The sequence below is a fragment of the Alteromonas sp. Mac1 genome, from assembly GCF_001562125.1.
Lineage (GTDB): Bacteria > Pseudomonadota > Gammaproteobacteria > Enterobacterales > Alteromonadaceae > Alteromonas > Alteromonas stellipolaris.
Genome location: NZ_CP013932.1, coordinates 4115001 through 4136048, shown reverse-complemented (window position 1 = coordinate 4136048; position 21048 = coordinate 4115001). Strand labels below are relative to the sequence as shown.

Sequence of the window (21048 nt, the reverse complement as noted above, 5' to 3'; positions counted from 1 at the left end):
CGAATGACAAATAAAGAGTACTTTGATCCCGAGTGGTATCTTAAACAATACCCTGACGTGGCAGCGGCAGGAGTTGATCCCAAAATACATTTCGATAAATATGGAAGGGAAGAGGGCCGGCTTCCCTGCTATATGCCTTCGTTGGCCTGGGAAAAAAAACTGTGGGCCAATGTATCTAAGAGTAATGCAGTTCTTACTTTGCTTGTGAGTGCATCAGAAAGTGAAAGTATTAATGGTATTTATGCGACAAAGGTTCTTGCTGAGTATTATCTTTATTCAGAGCAATACACTCTTGCAAAGAAGTTTTCTGACAGGCTTTTCAATAGCACAAGTTTGGCAGAAGCGCTTTTTAGTAGAGACGAACTTTACCTTTTAAGTTTTTCTGCACTGTATAAAGCGGGTTGCAAAGATGGCGCCGCTAAAGTTGCATACAGCAGTTCTTGGGAGAATTCATCAAAGCTGCTTGCACAGTCGATGTTGGCAGTGTCGAGTAAGAAACTTGAGCCTGTAAATTATCTTTTCAGAAAGAATCGGTTGGCTGAAATTTCTTCGGTTGGAGAGCTTGTTTTACTTGATTCCCTCATATCGGAGGGGGGATGCCTCTCTGTAATAAATAGATTTAAAGCGCTAATCAGTAATCTTAAAGTATCTATTATTGTTCCCGTTTTCAATGCTAAAGAAACGCTCTTAACGTGCTTAAATTCACTACTTAATCAAACTTGGAAAAATTTAGAAATTATCGTTGTAGATGATGGTTCAACCGATGGTAGCGCTGCCGAACTAATGCGTATATGTGGTGTAGCGGAATGCATAAAGATCATCCAGAATAAAAAAAACCTCGGGGCATACGCATCGCGAAATATTGGCATGTGTGCAGCAACAGGCGAATTTCTTACAGTAATGGATGCAGATGATTGGGCTCATCCTCAAAAAATTGAAAAGCAAGTATCCCCTTTACTATTTAATCGAGCTTTAAAAGGAACAATTTCTCATTGGGTAAGATGCTCAAAGTCTCTTGAGTTTTCAAGACTAAGGGCTGGAGCTGCTTTGGTACATAGAAATGTATCTTCTCTATGTTTGCGGAGGGAGGTTGTTGATACGCTCGGTGGCTGGGATGAGGTTAAAGTAAATGCTGATACCGAGTTTTATGAGCGATGTCTTAAGAAATATGGGGGGGCAGCTATTAAAGAGATTTTGCCTGAAGTGCCTCTTTCTTTTGGGCGAACACATACTTCATCCTTAACCCAAAGTAGCGACACGCACCTGGTTACTCAGTATGGCGGTGTAAGAAAACAGTATATGGATTTTGCCCGCATTTGGCACAAAACAGCTGATAAGTTAATCGCTCCCAGTCAACTGAAACCTCGCCCGTTTCCAGTTCCTCCAATAATGTTAAAGGAAAAAGATGAGCTCAATGCTGAGCAATTTACTCGATGGAGTGAGGCATTGAATGAAACTTGGTATTTAAGTCTCTACCCCGATGTGGAGCTGTTGGGGAAGGGGCTACATGAACATTTTTGGGAAACTGGTGAAGCTGAAGGTAGATATCCATCGCCTTTGTTTTGTCCAGATGCTTATAGATATAAATTTGATTTAAGCCTTGAAGAATCTCCAACGTGTCACGCACTAATATCGGACTGGGATTTTAATACACCTGTGGAAATTAAAGGAGAGGCTAGTGGTGTCAAACAAAATGCTTTAAAGATAGCATTATTTGGACATTCAGTTTCAAAGCAAATCTTCGGTGCAGAAAGAAGCTTATTAGATATGACTATCGCTCTAAGCGGTAGTGCAAATGTTACAGTTTTTCTTCCTGCATGTACAAATAGTCAGTATATAGAAGAACTACTAAAGTATTCAGTGTCCATCGTCTTTATCCCTTTGCCTTGGGTGAAAAAGAGCAGGGCCATTTTCAGTGATATTGTGACGTTCCTAACGCAGCGTTTTGTTTCGGGTGAATTTGATTGTGTTTATGTAAATACAATTATGCTGCTAGAGCCTTTTCTCGCAGCTAAGGCAGCTAAAGTTTTAAGTGTCGTTCATGTAAGAGAGTTGGTTGAGTTTGATGTTGATTTGACTAATATTCTTGAAGAAACGCCAGAACAATCCCGAAGTCGTGTTTGCGAAAGCGCAGATTTCTATATTGCCAACTCGAAAGAGACATACAAATGGCTGGCGGCCCATCAACAGACTAAAGTTATTTATAATTGTATTGATGCTGGAAACCAAACGGATACAGCACAAAATCCTCATGTTTTAAAAGTTTGCATGCTAAGTAGTAACGTTAAGAAAAAAGGTGTTTACGATTTTTTTGAAATAGCTAGTTTGTGCAAAGATAGCCCCAAAATTCAATTCACATTATATGGGCCATCAACCATAGATACTAAAAAGGCATCTCAGAAATTTGGATGTAGTAATATTGAGATCGCTGGCTATGTAGATGAGCCTTTAGAAGCCCTAAAAAAGCATGATGTAGTATTGGCATTGTCTAACTTTAAAGAATCTTTTGGGCGTACTGTTGCTGAGGCCATGTCGCTTGGCAAAGTCGTTGTCGCCTATAATTGGGGGGCTTTAGGTGAGTTGATAGACGAAGAGTCTGGATTCTTGGTGGAATATAAGGATATTAATACGATCGTGGCTACTCTACAACTTCTATCAAAGAATATAAAGCTTAGAGAGCGAATTCAGTATTCAGCGGCTTTGAGAGCTAAAGCGCTTTTATCTCGCGATGCTTATAACTACAGGTTGAGCAATCATATAATTCACTTGATTAAAAAACACAACGACAATAGATCTTGTGTTATTTCCCAGGAATCCTCCAATTAAATGGAATTTATATTTCATATAGGCCCACCTAAAACGGGAACTTCGGCAATTCAGTATTGGTGCGAAACGCACAGAGACGTATTGCAAAAGTACGGTGTTTATTATCCAGCACATGACGTGGATGCAAACGGTATCAGCCCCGGCAATCTTCAAAGCTTATACAGTATAGGAGAGGAAAATAACGACTTAATGCTTAGTGAGGCAAAGTTAGAAAAGCTCATAATTGAAGCTGAAGACCTGGGGGCAAATACAGTTCTATTGTCTTCAGAATTTTTTTTTAAAAGGGTCAATGAGCTTGTTGAACTCGTTCCAAATGCTAAGTTTATAGCGTACATACGGTTTGAATTAGAATTATTAGAGTCTAACTATAATCAGGCAGTAAAAAGACACAAAAGGGTTAATACATTTAAAGTTCCTAAAGTACCTAGGGCAGAGTCTATCAATTTTCTTACTAATCATATTAAGTTATTTGGAAGGCAGCGTTTTATCCTGCGCCCATACAGTCATAGCGTATTTAAAGATAATAATATTGTATCTGACTTCCTAGCCAATATAACGTCACGGAATAATGGCTCGCCGCACATAGATTCTCGCAAAATAAATTCTCGCTACTCTGCCGAAGGCTTAGAACTTAAGCGTTGGCTGAATAAGTATGAATTAGGCCCCTTGCAGGAAAGGCTAGACCTTTTCCTGCAAGCGCAAGGAGATAACAGTCCCCCTTATTCATTTATAAATAGAGATACATTTAAATGGTTGAAAGCGGGTTATATTGAAGAGTTAGAAAGTTTTTTTAAACAGTATCGAGTTCCAGATAGCGAGAGCTTGATACGTGAATGTAAAGAGATAAATCAGAAGCCGATCAGGATTCAATATATCGATATGCAAAAGTTCTCTTCGTTAATTAGAGACTTTATTGCAGAACGAAAAGTAAATGCCCAATTAATGCGCACTTTTTATAGTAAAAATCATAAGGCAGCCAAATCATGCTTAGACAATGCAAGGATGCAGCTGATTTTTACCCATTTGCCTCTAGAGTTGAAAGTACAAGCTAACCTTGCGAAAGATGATGCAAAATTTACGTCATTTGTCGGTGACGTTATAAAGAACTCTTTCGAGCGAAAAAAAAGTTTGGCCATTGAAGCGGGTAATAAAGTTCAAAGACGATGGCTGAAGCCTACTGCTCGTGATGTTTACCCTAGTGTAGAAGTAATCTCTCATCATATACCTAAAACCTCGGGGCGAGAGTTTGCTTTGGCGCTTTCAAAAGTATATCGAGGAACCGATATATTTAATGTTTATTCGGCATCAGAGGCAAAGGCACTTAAAAATGGGAAAAGTATTTGGTTACCAAGTAATACACGTATTTTGCATGGGCATTTTCCATTTCATGAAAATCAGCTGAACATTTTTCCCAATGCAGTTCATATTTGTTGGGTTCGGGATCCTATTGAGAGGCTATGGCTTCATCTTAATCACATTTTAAACTTTCGACAGCCCCATCATTTATATTGTGAGATATTAGCATTAGCAAAAAAGAGCGGACTTACAACGATAGAGGATATTTTTGATGACTTTATCAATAGAGAGCAGTTCTTCTCAATGAAAAATACCCAACAAGCTTTCATTACTCCAAGCGGTATTAAGAATTTTGCCTTTATCGGATCTATTCATAGGTTTTCAAGCGAGTTAAAAAGGCTTGGGAATATATTAGATAAACAATTTCCTGACAATAATGAAGATTGTGCCCCTATGATAGTGGGGAATGCTGACAACTATGAAAGGAATAAAGTTACAATTGGGGAAGAGTATAAATTTATCGCTAATTATTTGTGAAAAATTGATACGATGAGGTTATTACCTAATAGGTTCAACTAACACGAGAAAGGCAATGAGCAGAAAAGGAATTATCTTAGCTGGCGGATCTGGTACTCGCTTACATCCGTTGACAAAAGTAGTAAGTAAGCAGCTGATGCCTGTTTACGACAAGCCTATGATTTTTTATCCATTAACTACGCTAATGATGTCGGGTATTAAAGATATTCTTATTATTACTACTCCACAAGAACAGCAGCGATTTGTCGAACTTATTGGTGATGGTAGTGCATTAGGCATTAATGTTCAGTACGCTGTTCAACCTTCCCCAGATGGCTTAGCCCAAGCGTTTTTAATTGGTGAAGAGTTCCTAGCCGGTGATAGCTGTACTTTAGTACTTGGCGATAATATCTACTATGGCCATGATTTAAAACGGTCACTTCAAAGTGCATTCAAACAAGAGCATGGTGCTACCGTTTTTGGTTATCACGTAAACGACCCAGAGCGCTATGGCGTAGTAGATTTTGATGACGACTGGAATGCGCTTTCAATAGAAGAAAAGCCTGAAATACCCAAATCAAATTACGCGGTAACTGGCTTATATTATTACGATAATCGTGTGGTAGATTTTGCTAAAGAAGTGAAGCCCTCACATCGCGGTGAACTTGAAATTACCGACCTTAATAATCTTTATCTGCAAGATGGCAGCTTGAAGGTTGAGTTAATGGGCCGTGGTTCCGCTTGGTTAGATACTGGCACCCTTGATTCATTGTTAGATGCAGCAAACTTTGTTGCAGCTATAGAGAAGCGCCAAGGTTTAAAGGTATGTTGCCCCGAGGAGGTTGCCTATCGCATGGGTTACATTAACGCTGAGCAGTTAGAGCAATTGGCGGCACCGCTTAAGAAAAGTGGGTATGGCGATTATTTAATGAAAGTCATAAACGATCGCGTGAAAGCTTAGTTATTAAAAATCTACAGCTAACAAATTGGAATAGTGCACAGCAATGCAAATTATAGCGACAGACATCCCAGACGTTAAAATTATTGAGCCAAAAGTATTTGGCGACGAACGCGGTTTCTTTTTAGAAACTTTCCGCACCGACTGGTTCAAAAAAGAATGTGCCGATGTTGAATTTGTGCAAGACAACCATTCAAAATCTAGCCAAGGAATTCTTCGTGGGCTGCATTATCAGTTAGAGCAGACCCAAGGGAAGTTAGTTCGCGTGGTAAGCGGCGAGGTATATGATGTTGCAGTAGACATGCGTAAAAGCTCATCGACTTATGGAAAGTGGGTAGGGGTTTTACTGTCGGCTGAAAACAAACGACAACTATGGGTACCTGCAGGTTTTGCTCACGGTTTTTATGTAACCAGTGAATCTGCTGAGTTCGTGTATAAGTGTACCGGCTACTATCATCCAGAATCAGAAGTGTCGGTTAAGTTTGACGACCCTACTTTAAACATCGATTGGCCTTTAGTTAATGGTGAAAAGCCGTCTTTATCTGGAAAAGATGAAAATGGCGTAGCTTTTGTCGATGCCCCTACGTTTTAAGGATTAAACATGAGTATTGTAGTTATTGGCAATGCTGGCCAATTGTCGTTTGAATTAGTGCGTATTCTAGGTGAAGACACGATTTGTTTAGGCCCAGAAGATACCGATATTACCAACGAATCTGTATTATCTGAAACGCTAAGCAAACTAGCGCCAAGCGTTGTTATTAACGCAGCAGCTTATACTGCGGTAGATAAAGCAGAAGAAGACTTTGATTTGTGCCACGCCATAAACGCGACAGCCGTTGAAAACTTAGCAAAGTACTGTAAGCAGTCGGGTGCATTTTTAGTGCATGTGTCTACCGATTACGTGTTTAACGGTCATAAAGGTTCGCCTTATCTCACTGATGACACTATCGAGCCTCAAGGGGTTTACGGTAAAACTAAGGCTGATGGTGAAAAAGCCCTGCTGGAATTACTGCCTAACTCAAGTTGCTTGATTCGTACTGCGTGGGTGTATTCGTCTCACGGCAATAACTTTGTTAAAACCATGCTTCGTTTAATGGCAGATAAACCGCAGTTGTCGGTGATTGACGATCAAATTGGCACGCCTACGTGGGCCAAAGGGTTGGCAGAAGTGTGCGTAAGTGCTGCGCAAAATAAAACCCAAGGTGTATATCACTGGACGGATGAAGGCGTTGCTAGTTGGTACGATTTCGCGCTAGCCATTCAAGAACTTGGCATTGAAAAAGGGCTGTTGTCTTCGGCTATTCCAGTATTGCCTATTCCTTCTTCTCAGTACCCTACACCGGCTTCACGTCCGCACTATAGCGTGCTAGATAAAACCAGCACACGAGATACTTTTTCATCACTTAATCTTACACATTGGCGTACTCAATTGTCTGCCATGATGGATGAATTGAAAGCATAATTATTGAGTAATGCACTTATGAAAAAAATTTTAGTAACCGGTGGCGCGGGGTTTATTGGCTCGGCAGTCGTTCGCCATCTTATTAATGATACGGAACATAAAGTCGTAAACCTAGATAAGCTTACTTACGCGGGTAACTTAGAGTCGCTTTTATCTGTGGCAGATAACGAGCGTTATGCGTTTGAACAAGTGGATATTTGTGATGCCGACGGCGTAAAAGTCGTTCTTAATACCCACCAACCCGACATCATTATGCACCTAGCGGCTGAATCTCACGTAGACCGTTCAATTGACGGCCCAGGTGAGTTCATTCAAACCAACGTAGTAGGTACTTACACCTTGCTTGAGCAAGCTCGTGCTTATTGGTCAACGCTTGATGATAGGAAAAAGGAAGGCTTTAAGTTCCACCATATTTCAACTGATGAAGTATATGGCGACCTTCCACATCCAGATGAAGTAGAAGAGGGTACAGAATTACCTCTATTCACTGAAACTACCCCTTATGCACCAAGCTCGCCTTATTCTGCAAGTAAAGCGTCTTCCGATCAGTTAGTGCGTTCATGGCTACGTACTTACAAGCTACCCACATTGGTAACCAACTGTTCGAATAATTATGGCCCGTATCACTTTCCAGAAAAGCTAATTCCTTTAGTTATTTTGAACGCCTTGGCCGGTAAGCCACTGCCTGTATACGGTAAGGGTAATCAAATTCGTGATTGGTTATATGTGGAAGATCATGCCCGTGCATTAGTGCTAGTTGCTCTTGAAGGGAAAATTGGCGAAACCTATAACATAGGCGGCCATAACGAAAAGCAAAATATTGAAGTAGTGAATACCATTTGCGACATTTTGGATGATGTTCAGCCAAAAGCCAGTAAGTATTCAGAGCAAATCACTTATGTGGCAGATCGCCCTGGTCACGACATGCGTTATGCTATCGATACGTCTAAAATTGAACATGAGTTAGGGTGGTCACCCCAAGAAACCTTTGAAAGCGGTATTCGTAAAACCGTTGAATGGTACTTAAACAATGAAGGCTGGTGGAAAGCTGTGCTTGATGGCAGCTACCAAGGTGAGCGATTAGGTTCAGGAAGTTAATACCTATAGATACTGTCGTGTTACAATTGAAAAGCCGCTTCGTTAGCTCTAAGCGGCTTTTTGCCAACTTAACGTAATGTAGTGAGTACATGAAAAAAACTGCTATGCGCTCTTTGCGAGCTGCCCTAAAACTAATCCCAAAACCTTTAAAAGATAAGTTTAAAAAGAATGAGTCGTTGACGGTATTCTATGTACAGGCGATAAGAAAATCGGGACTTTTTTATGGTGCTCCTACTAAAAGAGATACGCAAAAAGCATACAATCGCTATCTGATAAATCAAGACAGAAACTTAATCTCTTCACCTCAGGTGTCAGTAAATACTACATGCCAAGCGATTATTTTTGGAGCAGAAGATACCGAAGTTACTATCGCCTCTTTGAAAGCACAGAAAGTTAATACCTATTTTGTGGTCTCCACTGATAAAAAACCAAGCGAAATAGGCGCTGAAATCGCGAATATTATTTCAAAGTTAGATGAAAATTTTCCTACCTTGTTATTAAATGCGGGAGATACGTTAGCTGAGAATGCATTGCCTTCGTTCATAGCTGCATTGGGTGATGCAGCATTTGTTTATAGTGATACAGACGTGATTGACAGCAAAGGCAAGCGATGTCGTCCAAGATTTTTACCTTGTTGGAATCCTGACTTACATATATCAACCGCTTATGTGCTATCAGGGGTTCTGTTTAATACTCGGGAGCTAAAGTCTTTATCAATGGGTGAGTATTCAGATATAGCGTCATTGGTCGGTGAAGCATGGCTTTCGAATCCGGACATTAATGTAAACCATAGCACCGCAACACTTGTTCATTTGAGTCTCAGTGATAAATTAATTACATCTAGCTTGTGCGCCTTGAAGAATAGCGTTTTACGTCACAAGCATGTTTCAATAGAGGTAGGTGAACAAACTCAAGTAAACCGTGCGCTATGGCAACTTGATTCACAGCCACTTGTTAGCCTTATTATTCCTACTAAAAACGGCAAAGAGTTAGTAAAGGCGTGCATAGATTCTATTCGCGAAAAAACTATTTATAAAAATTACGAAATACTCCTTATCGACAACGGCTCGGATGAAATAGAAAGTATTCAATATTTCGAGGCATTAGCAGAACTCCCAGAAGTTCGCGTTTTAAACTACCCTGGACCTTTTAATTATTCAACGATAAACAACTTTGGCGTAAAACATGCTAAAGGACAGGTAGTAGGGTTAATTAATAATGATATTGAGGTGATTAGCCCAGAATGGCTCACCTACATGGTTGGCCATGTAATGCGCGAAGATATTGGTTGCGTAGGGGCTAAGCTTCTTTATTCAGATGGCCGTATTCAGCATGCTGGCGTGGTATTAGGTTATGGAGGCGGTGCTGGACATGCGCATAAGCACTTCCCTCGATATCACCCTGGTTATTTGAAACGACTTGCTGCCACGCAAAATTACAGTGCGGTTACTGCGGCATGCCTGTTAGTAAAGCGTAGCCATTTTGGTGCAGTGGGCGGCCTTGATGAAGAAAACCTCGCGGTGGCCTTCAACGATGTCGACTTCTGTTTACGGGTAAGAGAGTTGGGTGTTAGGAACTTATACTGTGCTGAAGCTGAATTATATCATCACGAGTCGGTCAGTAGAGGGCTAGATATTTCACCAGAGAAGGCTGCAAGGTTTAATCGGGAGCTTGAATATCTACAAACAAAGTGGTCTCATGTTATTAAACACGACCCTGCATATAATCCTAATTTAACGCTAAAACGCGAAAACTTTGCGCTTAAGACAAAAGAAGAGCAGAGTGTTTTATTAGATTCATATTGATAATTTATAGTCATTGCTTCTAGTTACGGAGAAAACGAAATTATGGAAAGCACACCACAAAGCATGAAAATAGCCGTTGCAGGCACAGGCTATGTAGGTTTATCTAATGCAGTATTACTCGCACAGCACAATGAAGTGATTGCGGTAGATGTAGTTCCTGCGAAAGTGGATCTTCTAAACGACAAAAAGTCTCCTATTGAAGATAAAGAAATAACAGAATACTTAACGAACAAGGAGCTTAATCTTAAAGCCACGTTAGATACTGAACTTGCTTATAAAGACGCCGAGTTTGTTATTATTGCCACGCCTACCGATTACGATGCGCAAACCAATTACTTCAATACCAGCTCAGTGGATGCGGTAATAAAAGAAGTTATGCGCGTTAACCCTAATGCGGTAATGGTGGTTAAGTCTACCGTGCCAGTAGGTTTCACTGTTGAAGCAAAAGAGCGCCACGGTACTGAAAATATCATCTTCTCGCCAGAGTTCTTGCGTGAAGGTAAAGCCCTTTATGATAACTTGTATCCAAGCCGTATCATTGTTGGCGAGCAAAGTGACCGTGCGAAGGTGTTTGCTGGTTTGCTAGAACAGGGTGCTATTAAAGAAGATATTAATATTCTTTTCACTCACAGTACTGAAGCTGAAGCCATTAAGCTTTTCGCTAATACTTACCTAGCAATGCGTGTCGCTTACTTCAACGAACTAGACAGCTATGCAGAGCGTAGTGGTTTGAATTCTAAACAAATCATTGAAGGTGTTGGATTAGACCCGCGCATTGGCGATCACTACAACAACCCAAGCTTTGGTTATGGTGGCTACTGCTTGCCGAAAGACACCAAACAGTTGCTAGCTAACTACAGTGAAGTGCCTAACAACATGATTCAGGCTATTGTAGATGCTAACCGCACTCGTAAAGACTTTATCGCCGATTCAATTGTGAGTCGTCAGCCGAAGGTTGTAGGTATCTTCCGCTTAATTATGAAGTCGGGGTCTGACAACTTCAGAGCTAGTGCAATCCAAGGCATTATGAAGCGTATTAAAGCAAAAGGTATTGAGGTTGTGGTTTACGAGCCGGTAATTACCGAAGATAGCTTCTTCCACTCACGCGTAATTAAAGATTTAGAAGAGTTTAAATCTATTTCTGATGTAATTGTTGCTAACCGCGTAACTGATGACATTGAAGACGTATTAGATAAAGTTTACAGCCGTGATTTATTTGGCGCTGACTAACAGTAACTCGCTTTCGAACTCGAAAAAAACCAGCTGCTAAGCTGGTTTTTTTATTTCCAATATAAACAGTACTTTACGCTTTTCACTTATATCTCTATCAGTGCCATTCATTTACACTCCATTTACTTAGCAATGCATTTCGAATTTTCTTAGGCTATTATGCTTTGGAAATTAAATGGTATTGTTAAAAAACTATAAAAATTGATAAGGACATTAGATGATGAAAAAGAGTCTTATTGCGCTTGTTGTAAGTGCAGCACTTCTTTCTGCCTGCGGTGGTTCTGACGAAAAAAACCAAGCGCCCATTCTCACTGCTGATGCTGCAACCACACTGAACGACTCAGTGATTACTGTTGATGTATTAGCAAATGATAGTGACCCAGATGGTGATGCGCTTACCATTTCTGCTGTCGGTACGCCTGATATTGGTGACGTCGTTATAACGAACAACGCATTGGTTTACACGCCATCAGCTCAAGCCATGGGCGATGTAAGTTTTTCATATGAAGTAACCGATGGTGAATTATCAACAAGTTCAACGGTTACCATCACAAACCAACAGTCTGTCACGATTACTGGTATTGCCACTGATGCTCCTATAAATAACGGTGAGGTTACTGCTACCAACGATAATGGTGATGTTGTAGCGAGTGCAACTACTGATAGCAACGGTACATACTCTCTCCCAATTCTGGTAAGTGAAGACCCCGGCTACTTGATGCTTAACGCAAACGGGGTGGGCGATCAGGCACATGTAAGTTTACTGTCACGGGTGGGTGATTTCTTAGATTTGAGAGCGCTTGCAAGTGAAAACGACACAACTGAGCTTTCGGATGCACTGCTCTTAGAAAGTAAAATTACCCATGTAAGCACCGCGCTTTCTATTATGTACACTGAGTATGTAAACGACGGTGGGGAAGCAAGCTTTAACGTATACGTCGCTGAAGCCGATTTTGAGAAAGTGTTAGGCCTTGCATGCTTTATAAAAGTAGTTGCTGATAATGATGACTTTTCGTTACCTGATGGTACAGATACGGTTTCATTCTTTGCCAACAGTGATGAAAATATTCTCACTACTATTCGAGCCTATTTGAATGATCTAGGTCTGATAAATGAAGACGGGACCTATGCTGATGCGTACGTCGATGCAATTAATAAAGCCCGTATTGAAACATTAGAAGATGATTCGCTTCAACAAAGCTACAGTGAATCATCGATAGCCGGCAAAACCTTTGCAACCTATAGCGCTGGAGCCTACCTAGCGACTAAAGGTTCAACTGTTTATACATTCAATGACGATGGAACAGGAAGCAAGTCGTCAGCCGAAAATTACTACAATACTTTTTCAGATAGTGTTAGTTGGTCGGTAGATGATGGGGTGCTTGTCGTGGTGAATACCGATGCCACCCCAAGCCTTGAATTTCCACAAAGCCCATCGAGCTACCTTGAGTTCTTCGATGAAGAAACAATATTGCAAATTCTCGCTGCAGATGAAGAAGGTTACTCTGCGCAATGGAGAATAGAAAAAAGCCCAGTTTCTGAGAGTTTTGAATTAGTGTACGAAAATGGGGGTAATGCAATTGCCCACGTGTCACAAGTTATAGAGCTAACGATAACGCCAGCAGTTGATGAAAGTTATGGAGCGCCTAAGTTTGTCACAGAGTATCCTCAAACTTACACCTCTATTTACAGCGATACTTCTGAAGCCATTTCACTTTCTCGTGAAGACGTGTTGGCATCTCCTTGGGTAGTCGCTTATAACAGTGAGTTTGAGTACAGCTTAAACGACTCAGAAGGTAACCCGATTTCTATGGAAGGTATGATAAGCGATTACCTTACTTTTAACGATGACAACACGGTCACTTCTCGTTTGTTTGGTACTCAGGGCAGTTGGGCTTTCGACAGCGGTACTATTAGTTTATCTGTAAATGGTAAATCATTTACAGTAACACCGTTCAAAAAGCAGAATGACTACTTAATTGCTGTGTACGAATATGAAGAGGCCGGAAACGTAATAAAGTATGCGGCTGATATGCATAGTATCGACTTCAGTTTACCTGAAAATTTTGATGTAACGTCTACGCCCCCAATGGTTTGGGCTTCTACCTTGAATGCTTCGCTTTTTGTTAATGATTTACCACTAGCGGAAGATTTGTGGAGTTACTACTTTGATAGTGATGGTACTGGCGGTAGGGTTTTTGCCGAGATAGATTATTTTGAACCAGACGCACCGGTCTCTCGTTTTGCAGATGACCGCGCGCTTTATGACTTTCAGTGGCAGAAAGAGGGTGACCTTTTAACACTAAATGGTCTGAGAGAAAATAGTGCATTCGTCTTTCAGCGTCGTTTTAAGTGGGACTTACTTGGTGTGACAGACTCGGGTTTAATGGCTACCATTGAATATCAAGTAGGTACCATTGACTATAGCGATGGCTACAGCGATGAGCCAATTGGTACGGTTCCAAGGCTTAACTTCTACATGCCGCTGAATCTAGAGGAAGCTTATCCAGAGATTTGGGCAAATACGGAAATTAATGGGCTCATCACCCCTGACTCAAAAAATAAGGGTTCAGTTTCATCACTTAAGCTTGATCAATAGAACTGTGAAGGTATTTGGACTATAACTTAAGCCGAGCACATGCTCGGCTTTTTTTGTTTTCAAAACCTTGAGGTCCACTCCAACTAAGCACCTATAGGCTTTTGTGAGTAACCTAAAATAATGCGCGCAGCCCCAATAATAGATTCAGTAATAGTAAAATCTACGCGACTTTTTCCCGTAATAGCATAATACCTTTCATTCAGTGAATGAGCCTGCCCAATACAGCAAACACCATATTGTACTTCAACATGATCTGATATGGCCGCTGGTGCGCAAAATACTCCAAAGTCCTCACTACCAAAAAGTTTAAGCAGTGCGGTATCATCAAATTCTGCTACTATCTTTGGGTAGAGCTGCTCTGTTTCTAGCCAACTTATTAACGCGTGATGTATGCCTGACGTATTTCCCTGAATTAGCAAAGGCATATTATTTAAGCAATCAGGAAAAGTCTGGTTACTTGAAAGGGGGGCTTTGGCAAAAAAGCTTAAAGCACTTTCCCCAAGAAAATGGCTATTGGCACTCACTTGAGAACCTGGCGCAATACCCCTATCGGCCACAATGAAGTCTATCGCATTAATTGCTAGTTCTTTGAGTAATCCATCGAAGCTATCTTCTTTAATAACATATTTGACGTTAGCGAAGTTGCGCATAGTGTCATGAACAAAGTCATAAAAAAGTACTTTAGGAATGCCATTAGTAATACCAATCACAAATTCCTTAGTATTTATTTCATCACCGGCGTTTAGTATTTCTGCTAGCTGATGGCCTTTATGAAATATCTCACTGGCATATTGAAAGCTAACCTTTCCTTTGTCATTCAAATATAGGCGCTTATTCACTCTATCGAAAAGAGGATAGCCAATCTGATTTTCAAAGGTACTTAGTTGCCCACTGACAGTTTGAGGAGTAACGTGAAGTAACTTAGCGGCTTGCGCAATACTGCCTTCGCGAGCCACTAAATAGAAGTAGTAAAGATGATGATAGTTGAGGTGATGCATAAGTAAGATTTTTACGATGAACTAATAAGAATATAACAGGTTTAGTATTCTTTTATTTGAATTACACTAGATAAAATGCGAAGTATCACTCGGCGCTATCGAAGGAATTATGGGAAAAGTCATTAATTTACACGCAACAAGGAAAACCTTGTTTGCTATTTTGAAACCAGAGTCAGGTTTTTTCTGGGTTGCTATTGCGTATGGTGTTGCCATTAGTTTAATGACACTAGCGGTGCCTATTGCGGTACAAACACTGATTAATAGTATTGCCAATATCGGCTCTACTCGTTCGGTTATCATTCTTGCCATAGTGTTGTTTCTAACACTCTTCGTATCGGGTATTTTTAGTGCCCTTCGAATGCGTATTATGGAATATTATGAACGCAAGGTTTATGCGCGGCTCACTGCCATTATTAGTTTGAAAACTATTATGGCCGAACATCGTTTTTTTGAAGGCCGGCAAAACACCAATATTACCCAACGTTACTTCGACATTATGACCCTGCAGAAGAATGTGCCTTCGCTAATGGTTGATGGTTTTGCCTTAGTACTGCAAATGTTAGTGGGTTTTACTTTGGTCTCTTTTTACCATCCCATGTTATTTGCGTTTAATCTTGTGCTGGTTTTAGTCATGTACACCATATGGAAAATTTGGGGTACGGGGGCTAAACGCTCTGCTATTGAGCTATCACATGCGAAGTACGATTCGGCGAAATGGCTTAACGACATTGCAGCGGCTCATGAGTTTTTCAAGTCGGCTGACCATGTTGAATATGCAGGTAGAAGCACCGATACCTTTATCAACAACTACCTAACTAAACATAAAAATCACTTCCATTATACCTTCGCGCAAGTCGTTATGTTCTTACTGCTTTATGCATTTGCTAGTGCGGCACTATTAGGTATTGGTGGTGTGCTGGTGGTACAAGGCCAGTTATCCATTGGCCAGTTGGTTGCTGCGGAATTAATAATGTCTGCAGTATTCTTTGGGTTGTCACGCTTTACCCAATATTTAAAGCTTTATTATGAATTGTATGGTGCGGCTGAAAAGATTGGCTCTGCACTGGTTATTCCGCAAGAAGACGTTAATGAGAAAGCCGATCGGGTGCCAACCTCTTCACAGCTCATTTTTAATAAGTTACACCTTACCCATGGCAGCGATACCTGCTTAATTGATTTGCAAATTGAAGCGGGTGGAAAGTACTTTATTACTACCAACAAGAGCTGGGTTCAAAAACAACTCATAGGGTTAATGAAGCGCTATGAAAAGCCGCAAAAAGGAGAGTTACTGCTTGGCGATTTAAGCCTATACGACTTCGACACCTATGAATTACGCCAAGCCATTAATACGCTAGACCGCTCTCTTATTGTTGAATGCTCTATTGAAGAATATCTACGATTAGCAAACCCTCGAGCGAGCTTTGCTGAAATTAGAGCAGCCTTGGCCGTAGTTGAATTAGATACGGTTATCGACGCGTTACCTAAAGGAGTTGACTCTAAGGTATCGGTGCTAGGAGCACCATTGCAACCGCTAGAATTCTTACTTTTAAAACTAGCCGCAGTTATCATTGAAGAGCCTAAAGTACTTATCATTAATCAACATTTCGACGCTATTCCGCTAGCATTGCGATTACGTTTGTTAAATCGCTTATCTGAACTTAATTGTACGGTGCTCTATTTTACTAATACACCCGAACCTCACTGTTTGGACGGTGTTATTTATCTAAAAGACAGTGCCAATGTAGTGGCTGCTAAACCTGCAAAAGATAGCATTATTGTCCAAGAAGTGGCGCAGGAAGGAGCAAGTGATGAATAGTGCAGAAAAGCGATTTTTAGATAATGTCAGTTCTTTATCGTCACTACATATTCCTAAACTTCACAAAGTGGTGTGTGGATTAGTGTTAGCGATGGTGGTGTGTGCATCGCTGATTTTGTGGTTTACACCTTGGATGCAAACGGCCTACGGCACGGGGATGGTAGACTCTTTAGATCCGGTCGACAGAACGCAAGCGATTAGTGCCTTAGTCGACGGGCAAATAAAGCAATGGCATGTACGCGAAGGTATGCAAGTAAAAGCAGGCGACCCCATCGTTACTTTAATAGATACCGACGCTGGTCGTTTAGATAAGCTCCAATCTCAGCTAACGGCGGCAAAAGCCGGGCATCAAGCTAACGAAACAGCTGTGGCTAACGCTGAAAATAACCTAGCACGACAAATCGGGTTGCAAGAACAGGGGTTAGTTTCTCGCAAAGATGTAGAAGCCGCGCAAATAAAGGTGCAGGAGTTAAAGGCGAAAGCGGCAAGTTCTCTGTCTGCCATTAACGATGTAAGCATGAGCTTATCTCGCCAGTCTATTCAAACAAAAGTGGCACCTGTAGATGGCACTATTATTAGGCTTTACTCTGGCGGGGTTTCAACGTTTGTAAAAGCAGGGGCCGTACTAGGTCAGTTCATTCCTTTGAACGCTAAACGTAGCATACGTATAACGGTAACTGGGCTAGATGCGCCGCTAGTTAAAAAAGGCGCCAAGGCGCGTTTACAGTTTGAAGGCTGGCCTGTGTTTCAATTTAGCGGGTGGCCGGGCAGTTCCATAGGTACGTTTGGTGGTGAGGTGGTTTACGTTGAACCGGTAGCAAGTACCGCTGGTACGTTTCAGGTGTGGATAGTGCCTGACGTGAATGATGTGCCGTGGCCTAAGGAAAGTGCTACGCGCTTAGGAAGCCGCGTTAAAGCCTGGGTATTGTTAGAAGAAGTGAAGTTGGGCTATGAATTGTGGCGGCAACTGAATAACTTCCCTCCCCAGCAAACTGCTGAGCCGGAACCATCTGAAACTAAAACGTCGAGTTGGTGAGGGTTAACATGAGAAAACTACATGTTGTTACACTTGCCTTGGTATTGAGTATTTCTATCACGGGTTCTGCATTTGCGTCGTCTTTACCTACGGTAACCGAGCTTATTGAGTCAATGCGGTATCACCATCCTTACACTCAAGCTATTGCTGAGGGTGAAATTCAAAGTGGCGCAGATATCGACATTGCGCTTAGTGAGTTTGACCCCTTTATAGAACAACAAACATCTAGCAGAGTTAGTGGTTATTATGACGGTTTGGCACTGCAACAGCGCGCCATAAAGCCGCTTCAGTCGTTGAACGCCTCAGTTTATACCGAGTACCGTGTGTCTGATGGCGATTTTCCTGTTTACGAGCAAGAGTACGAAACTCTTTCTGGCGGGGAGGCCAGTGTAGGAATTGCCCTATCTTTATTGAAAAACCGCGAAGTAGATAAACGCAGAGTAGGGGTTAGAAATGCGAGGTTGGCAGCCCAGCAATGGGAGGCTGAAGCACAAGATTTACTGAATAGCTTTTTATATAAAGGGTTAACCGAGTATTTACTATGGTATGAAAGCGCGTTGCAGGTGGTATCGGTTGAATCTTTATTAAGCCGTGCCGCTGAGCGTGAACGTGCCTTATCTACTCGGGTTGAAAAAGGCGATTTAGCGCGAGCTACCCTTACCGAGTTCAAAGCGAATATTTTAGAACAGCGATTATTAGTAGCCAAGCTAAAGCAAAAACGTAATGCGCATGCTCGAACTTTGTCGTACTACTGGCGCGATACGCAAGGTGAAATGATACCGATAACAGAAACTATGTTATCGCCAGATATTCATTGGCCTTTTAGTATCAGCACTACGCAAATATCTCAGCTACGTAAACAAATAACTCAGCACCCTCAGTTAGCTTTATTGCGCATGAGTAAAACGGTGGTTCAGAACAAGCAAGTCTTAGCTAAGAATGCGCTGCTACCTAAACTAGACCTGAAAGCCTCTTTAGCTCGAGATATTGGTAGCGGACCCAATTCACTAGACGGCACAGAAAGCAAAGTGGCCTTGGCCTTTTCCTATCCACTAGGCAACAGAAAGGCAAAAGCCGAGCAAGTTAAACTAGTATCGAAGGGACGAGAGCTTGAGCATAAGTATCTATCTAGTAAGCAATCCATCGAGCAAGCATTCGAAAAAGCCTATGAATACTGGGTGAAAGCAAAAGAAATTGCCAGTTTACAGCAGCAAAATGCAGAGCTTGCCAAGCTACTATCAAGTATGGAGCTTCAACGTTTTGATGCAGGCGACAGTGATATGTTTACGTTGAACGCTAGAGCATCCAATGAAATCAAGGCGCAAATGAAAGCGATAGAAACAAATGTCGATTTGTTGAATGCCGAGCTTATGCTATATCGTGTCGTTGCTAAACTGCACACGGTTAATCCCTAGTTCAGTAGGTAACCACTGCGTGTTCAATTAGACACTTCTACTTCGGCTTCAAAGTTTGCTTTCAATTAGCAGAGGGCTTTTATTGACCGCAAGCATAGACTCGCGCTTGATTGTATTGCATTAAGGTGGGTATAAGTGCGGCCGCTAGCATGTAGTTGGTTTCACTAAACCACCTGTCGTCATAACGAATCTCAGTTTTACGTGTTTCACAATTTCGCATGGGGTTGCCGAACAGTACATGATGCGTCGATTTCCCTAAGCTCTCGTTACTTGGTGTTTTCGGTAACGCTAAAAAGTTGTAAACGCTGTCGAGAGTTTGGGTGGGGTTGAAACAAAAGGGTTCATAACCTACTGTTTCGAAGGGTAAAGCAAGATCGGTTAATAAAGATTCCCTTTTCTTATTGTCACTTAGCCAGCGCATCATCTGGTACCAATAGTGGCCTTTTACCTTCTTTAACCCTTTGCGAGGTTGTGAACGAGCTAACCTAGCTTGAGAGCTCGCGTAAGAGCGAACATCTCTAATCAAAAATAGCGCTTTGGCATCAATAGTCTCAGAGGCCGCCAGTAACTTTAGATGTTTTATTCCCTTTGAGGTATCTATTGGTTGGTAGTCTTTACCGTACAATTTAGAAAACTGAGCGAGCACAGTAGCGTAAGCATCTAGGTAATAGCTTGGTAAAGTAGGGTTTATAATGTCTAAATTGCGCATTGTTGTTAATACGGGACGCCAGAAATCACACTGTTCGGCAGGTGCGCCACAACTACAACGATGTTCTTGTTTATTTAGCCAATAAGTCGGGCCCATTCTTAAGACCTGGTATATCTCTCCAAGCGAGATAAGGTTTTCGTGGCACGCTAATGCCATAGAGAACACCGTTGACCCAGAATGAGATAGGCTGGTTAAACAAATAATAGGTTGTTTAAAAGGGGAGAGGTCGTCATTGTTCGGCATCATAGCTTATCGATAGTCAGAGTAAATAAAGGATTACCTACTCTGACTTACAAAAGTGACGAAGGGTCTTATCTTTACGTATTATTTACGTAAGCTTGAAGGTTTATTTAGCGTTGCTGAATTAGTTGTTGATTGCTGAATCAAAGTCTTCTTCAGATAACCCTGCGGCTAGCGCATATTCTTTTAACTTGTCGTCTTTAACACCTGCATGTTGTGCAGTGGCTAATATACGAATAACTTGCTCACGTTGCTGAGAAGATTCTCTTACCGCAGTTTCTACAACCGTTTTTGCATCGTTCGGGAATACAGCTAACAATGCATCTACTACGTATTCACCAACAAAAGGCACTGCATTAAGTGCGCTTGTCATGATATCGACAATCTTGTTTGGATGTTCCTGAGACAAAGTCTGAACAATACTGTCTGCTGCATCAGGCTGCGTAAGCACGGCAACACGAACAATCTCGTTTAGTTCTTCAGGAGTTGCAACAGCAGCCGCTTGAACTACGAAATCTACATAAGTGGGTTCTGCCATTATCGCTAACTGAACGATATTAGGGCATGAGCTTACTTCTTTCTCTATAGCCAACTGTACTATTTCTTCTGTAGATGAAGGCTGAGATGAAATAGCAGCAAAGATAATCTCACGATACTGATCAGGGTAAGTGTCCAATGCAATATCAACAATTGAAACCACATCTTGAGGGTAATGACCTGCTATAGAACTAATAGCACGTCCAACAGACATGTTTTGATCAACCTGACGTTTTAGGAACGAGGTTTGGAAGTGATTAGATTGATTAGAGGTAGCTTCTTCCGGTGAAACTGTTCCATCCTTTGCACTCATACCTATCGCTGGTGTACTTACTGCGAGTACCAGCACTGCCGATGAAAGCAATGAAGTAATACGAAACATATATCCACACCTTATATTTATTGCGTAGTCTATTACCACTAACGGACTACTACTTTATAGGAATTATTAACCCATCCTATTAGTAATTAGTCCATATTGTCTACTTATTATCTCATCTGAGTGAA

At 41.4% G+C, this 21048-nt stretch carries 15 protein-coding genes; 12 read left to right on the top strand and 3 right to left on the bottom strand.

Annotated features, from left to right (window positions below; all coding sequences use genetic code 11):
* Positions 1 to 3: 3 nt before the first annotated feature.
* The 9 genes from AV939_RS17485 to AV939_RS17445 all read left to right on the top strand — a co-directional run bounded on the left by AV939_RS17485 (position 4) and on the right by AV939_RS17445 (position 13790).
* The gene (locus tag AV939_RS17485; RefSeq protein WP_061997936.1) at positions 4 to 2826 is read left to right on the top strand and encodes a glycosyltransferase; all 2823 of its coding nucleotides are present in this window, start codon (positions 4 to 6) and stop codon (positions 2824 to 2826) included.
* A complete protein-coding gene (locus tag AV939_RS17480) occupies positions 2827 to 4659 on the top strand; it encodes a hypothetical protein (protein WP_061997935.1) in 1833 nt (610 codons plus the stop codon). It abuts the gene before it with no gap.
* Positions 4660 to 4714: 55 nt separating this feature from the next.
* Entirely contained in the window at positions 4715 to 5599 is an 885-nt protein-coding gene (gene rfbA, locus AV939_RS17475) for a glucose-1-phosphate thymidylyltransferase RfbA (RefSeq protein WP_061997934.1), read from the top strand.
* Between the two features lie 43 nt (positions 5600 to 5642).
* Positions 5643 to 6188 carry a dTDP-4-dehydrorhamnose 3,5-epimerase gene (rfbC, locus tag AV939_RS17470; protein ID WP_061997933.1) on the top strand — a complete coding sequence of 182 codons (546 nt, stop codon included), beginning with the start codon at positions 5643 to 5645 and terminating at the stop codon, positions 6186 to 6188.
* Between the two features lie 9 nt (positions 6189 to 6197).
* Positions 6198 to 7058, top strand: a complete 861-nt coding sequence (gene rfbD / locus AV939_RS17465) for a dTDP-4-dehydrorhamnose reductase (protein WP_061997932.1) — start codon at positions 6198 to 6200, stop codon at positions 7056 to 7058.
* An 18-nt stretch (positions 7059 to 7076) separates the two neighbouring features.
* A complete protein-coding gene (gene rfbB / locus AV939_RS17460; protein ID WP_061998230.1) occupies positions 7077 to 8156 on the top strand; it encodes a dTDP-glucose 4,6-dehydratase in 1080 nt (359 codons plus the stop codon).
* Positions 8157 to 8245: 89 nt separating this feature from the next.
* Positions 8246 to 9961, top strand: a complete 1716-nt coding sequence (locus AV939_RS17455) for a glycosyltransferase family 2 protein (RefSeq protein WP_061997931.1) — start codon at positions 8246 to 8248, stop codon at positions 9959 to 9961.
* Positions 9962 to 10003: 42 nt separating this feature from the next.
* Positions 10004 to 11191: a nucleotide sugar dehydrogenase gene (locus AV939_RS17450; RefSeq protein WP_269465407.1), complete on the top strand. Its 1188-nt coding sequence runs from the start codon at positions 10004 to 10006 to the stop codon at positions 11189 to 11191.
* Positions 11192 to 11408: 217 nt separating this feature from the next.
* The gene (locus AV939_RS17445; RefSeq protein WP_061997930.1) at positions 11409 to 13790 is read left to right on the top strand and encodes an Ig-like domain-containing protein; all 2382 of its coding nucleotides are present in this window, start codon (positions 11409 to 11411) and stop codon (positions 13788 to 13790) included.
* Between the two features lie 83 nt (positions 13791 to 13873).
* Here AV939_RS17445 and AV939_RS17440 read toward each other — a convergent pair whose 3' ends face one another.
* Positions 13874 to 14788: a LysR family transcriptional regulator gene (locus AV939_RS17440; RefSeq protein WP_061093604.1), complete on the bottom strand. Its 915-nt coding sequence runs from the start codon at positions 14786 to 14788 to the stop codon at positions 13874 to 13876.
* Positions 14789 to 14897: 109 nt separating this feature from the next.
* Here AV939_RS17440 and AV939_RS17435 point away from each other — a divergent pair, with 109 nt between their 5' ends.
* From AV939_RS17435 to AV939_RS17425, 3 genes are read left to right on the top strand one after another with little or no spacing between them, the layout of a single operon-like run.
* Positions 14898 to 16604: an ABC transporter transmembrane domain-containing protein gene (locus AV939_RS17435; RefSeq protein WP_061997929.1), complete on the top strand. Its 1707-nt coding sequence runs from the start codon at positions 14898 to 14900 to the stop codon at positions 16602 to 16604.
* Positions 16597 to 17640, top strand: a complete 1044-nt coding sequence (locus tag AV939_RS17430) for an efflux RND transporter periplasmic adaptor subunit (protein WP_057795872.1) — start codon at positions 16597 to 16599, stop codon at positions 17638 to 17640. The genes AV939_RS17435 and AV939_RS17430 overlap by 8 nt, the downstream gene beginning before the upstream one ends.
* A gap of 8 nt (positions 17641 to 17648) precedes the next feature.
* Positions 17649 to 19055 (top strand): TolC family protein, encoded by a 1407-nt coding sequence (locus AV939_RS17425; protein ID WP_061997928.1) that lies wholly within the window; start codon positions 17649 to 17651, stop codon positions 19053 to 19055.
* Positions 19056 to 19134: 79 nt separating this feature from the next.
* Here the strand turns inward: AV939_RS17425 and AV939_RS17420 are convergent, their stop codons facing one another.
* Entirely contained in the window at positions 19135 to 20010 is an 876-nt protein-coding gene (locus AV939_RS17420; RefSeq protein WP_082746069.1) for a sulfotransferase, read from the bottom strand.
* 118 nt (positions 20011 to 20128) lie between these two features.
* Positions 20129 to 20854 carry a hypothetical protein gene (locus AV939_RS17415; protein ID WP_376738723.1) on the bottom strand — a complete coding sequence of 242 codons (726 nt, stop codon included), beginning with the start codon at positions 20852 to 20854 and terminating at the stop codon, positions 20129 to 20131.
* Between the last annotated feature and the right edge of the window lie 194 nt (positions 20855 to 21048).

Bases quoted from the DNA above. Each gene is read 5' to 3' on its own strand.
- AV939_RS17435 (WP_061997929.1), top strand. From the start codon at position 14,898: ATGGGAAAAGTCATTAATTTACACGCAACAAGGAAAACCTTGTTTGCT.
- rfbA (WP_061997934.1), top strand. From the start codon at position 4,715: ATGAGCAGAAAAGGAATTATCTTAGCTGGCGGATCTGGTACTCGCTTA.
- rfbC (WP_061997933.1), top strand. From the start codon at position 5,643: ATGCAAATTATAGCGACAGACATCCCAGACGTTAAAATTATTGAGCCA.
- AV939_RS17430 (WP_057795872.1), top strand. From the start codon at position 16,597: ATGAATAGTGCAGAAAAGCGATTTTTAGATAATGTCAGTTCTTTATCG.
- AV939_RS17485 (WP_061997936.1), top strand. From the start codon at position 4: ATGACAAATAAAGAGTACTTTGATCCCGAGTGGTATCTTAAACAATAC.
- AV939_RS17425 (WP_061997928.1), top strand. From the start codon at position 17,649: ATGAGAAAACTACATGTTGTTACACTTGCCTTGGTATTGAGTATTTCT.
- rfbD (WP_061997932.1), top strand. From the start codon at position 6,198: ATGAGTATTGTAGTTATTGGCAATGCTGGCCAATTGTCGTTTGAATTA.
- AV939_RS17440 (WP_061093604.1), bottom strand. From the start codon at position 14,788: ATGCATCACCTCAACTATCATCATCTTTACTACTTCTATTTAGTGGCT.
- AV939_RS17450 (WP_269465407.1), top strand. From the start codon at position 10,004: ATGGAAAGCACACCACAAAGCATGAAAATAGCCGTTGCAGGCACAGGC.
- AV939_RS17455 (WP_061997931.1), top strand. From the start codon at position 8,246: ATGAAAAAAACTGCTATGCGCTCTTTGCGAGCTGCCCTAAAACTAATC.
- AV939_RS17420 (WP_082746069.1), bottom strand. From the start codon at position 20,010: ATGATGCCGAACAATGACGACCTCTCCCCTTTTAAACAACCTATTATT.
- AV939_RS17480 (WP_061997935.1), top strand. From the start codon at position 2,827: ATGGAATTTATATTTCATATAGGCCCACCTAAAACGGGAACTTCGGCA.
- AV939_RS17445 (WP_061997930.1), top strand. From the start codon at position 11,409: ATGATGAAAAAGAGTCTTATTGCGCTTGTTGTAAGTGCAGCACTTCTT.
- rfbB (WP_061998230.1), top strand. From the start codon at position 7,077: ATGAAAAAAATTTTAGTAACCGGTGGCGCGGGGTTTATTGGCTCGGCA.
- AV939_RS17415 (WP_376738723.1), bottom strand. From the start codon at position 20,854: ATGAGTGCAAAGGATGGAACAGTTTCACCGGAAGAAGCTACCTCTAAT.